The 1,709-nt window shown below is 47.0% G+C and carries 3 protein-coding genes; all 3 read right to left on the bottom strand.

From position 1 onward, the window contains the following. Nucleotides 1–49 precede the first annotated feature (49 nt). The gene (locus tag QT974_RS34095) at nucleotides 50–349 is read right to left on the bottom strand and encodes a DUF6575 domain-containing protein (RefSeq protein ID WP_333472776.1); all 300 of its coding nucleotides are present in this window, start codon (nucleotides 347–349) and stop codon (nucleotides 50–52) included. Between the two features lie 112 nt (nucleotides 350–461). After that, nucleotides 462–851 (bottom strand): hypothetical protein, encoded by a 390-nt coding sequence (locus QT974_RS34090; RefSeq protein ID WP_333472775.1) that lies wholly within the window; start codon nucleotides 849–851, stop codon nucleotides 462–464. A 319-nt stretch (nucleotides 852–1,170) separates the two neighbouring features. After that, nucleotides 1,171–1,443 carry a hypothetical protein gene (locus tag QT974_RS34085; protein ID WP_333472774.1) on the bottom strand — a complete coding sequence of 91 codons (273 nt, stop codon included), beginning with the start codon at nucleotides 1,441–1,443 and terminating at the stop codon, nucleotides 1,171–1,173. Nucleotides 1,444–1,709 lie beyond the last annotated feature (266 nt).

Raw genomic sequence — 1,709 nt, 5'->3', positions numbered from 1 at the left:
AATCCATAACCATTGTATTTAATAAAATTTTGTGAATCATTTAGACTTGCTATATTACCCGATCAAAACTATCGTCGCAGGGGATGATAACTTCATAAACAAAACCATCCTCAGCGGTCAAAAAAGCATCTCGTATATCAATACTTCCAGACCGAACCCGTTTAAACCGACCTATAGACATGGGAACATAAAGCCATTTTCCCATTTCTTTTGTTTGGCTTGCCCAAACCGCAAGAAATATCTGTTCAGACGCATTTCGACAAGCAAATAGGCACGGTACATCGTAATATTCGTAAACCTCGATAATTTCCAATTTGCCTAGATGAGTAGACTCTGGAAGCAGGCTCATAACTATACCTGGATCGCTCACGTTAACAGATGACTCGGCGGTTGAAACCGCGGCTACAAAAACAAAGTCCGCCTGCGCGGACTAAGAAATGTAGAATGTGGAAACAACTTTCCTACTTGCCCTTACCCTTCGTCAAAAACTCCCGCAAACGCAACAAACTAGCGGTTTGTCCCAAATTCAGCGGTAGCAGCGACACTCCCTCCAACCGAGACTGCACCCAACCGTCGCCCCAATACCACTCGTGAAACCCGTCAATTCCCTGACTCAACAACAGCCGCAGACAATTTGACTCGGCAATTTCCACATAGTGCTGCACTGCTACGGGGCCTATCCAACTCGTGAATGTCAATTCTCGATCGAGCAATTCGGGCAAACCCTTAGAAAACTGCTGAGGCCACAGCCACTGCTGCAACTGCACCGGACGCACCAAACTGTCCCGAATCGCAGTCTCCGAAGCTTCAACCTCAATCCGCAGTTGGCTTTGTTGAAAATTACCTAGCATAGCAATTTGAAATTTTATATAGGAGCTTTACTTAACTTAAATGTAACGTAATTGCACGGAGTTCGATCGGCTCCACGTACAGTTTTCAGTCGAGATATCGGGGCTAGGACACGGCAGTGTTTAAGGTCAAACGTAATGCCAGTCTTCTGTCTGGCGCTCAAGACCCTGATCCCCCTAGCCCCCCTTGAAAAAGGGGGGGACAAGATTCTTCTCAAAGTCCCCCTTCTTAAGGGGGATTTAGGGGGATCGAGATATGTGCAACGACCCATTAAATTGGTATGAGAAGTCGGGTATCTGGCTTTCAGTTATCTTTCTTCAACTATTGGGCAGCAACTGGCGTTACGCCTACAAGCTGTCCGCCTTCGACTTTAAGGCTTTGCAATTCCATGCCTTGCAGTTTTGCCGCTTGCATACTCGTGCCCGGGAGCACGGGAGCGTTCACTCTCAAGCCGTTGAGCTGCCCGCCGTTCAGACTCCAGCCGTTCAACGTGAGGCCCTGGAGCACGATTCCTGGCCCTGCGTTAGCCGACCCAGAGAAAGCTAAAGAGAGTGCTGCTGTAGCGATCGCGATCGTTAATACACTTTTCTTCATGGTGAAAATCCTCAACTGTGTTTTCAAGACGTTGCCTATTTGCTGCAATGTTTGAGCTACTAATTTTCGCAACCGATGGCTTGCAGCTAAAGAGAGGTTGTTTTCCCTCTAATCCCATCTACAAATTCATCAAAACACGCAGATGACCGAGATCGAGACTGAGAATGTACTGACTTGTGACCGACTTTTTTTGTAACTTGCAACGACTCTCTTAGGATCGCGAATTAAATAATTTACACATATTTGTGGGATGGGCGTCCCGCCCG

The sequence above is a fragment of the Microcoleus sp. BM001215392 genome, from assembly GCF_036700185.1.
Lineage (GTDB): Bacteria > Cyanobacteriota > Cyanobacteriia > Cyanobacteriales > Microcoleaceae > Microcoleus.
The sequence above is the reverse complement of the archived record's forward strand: the minus strand, read 5'-3'. Positions and strand labels throughout refer to the sequence as shown.

What these genes read in the sequence shown, in the direction of transcription:
- QT974_RS34095 (WP_333472776.1), bottom strand. Translation starts at nt 349, where the DNA reads ATGAGCCTGCTTCCAGAGTCTACTCATCTAGGCAAATTGGAAATTATC.
- QT974_RS34090 (WP_333472775.1), bottom strand. Translation starts at nt 851, where the DNA reads ATGCTAGGTAATTTTCAACAAAGCCAACTGCGGATTGAGGTTGAAGCT.
- QT974_RS34085 (WP_333472774.1), bottom strand. Translation starts at nt 1,443, where the DNA reads ATGAAGAAAAGTGTATTAACGATCGCGATCGCTACAGCAGCACTCTCT.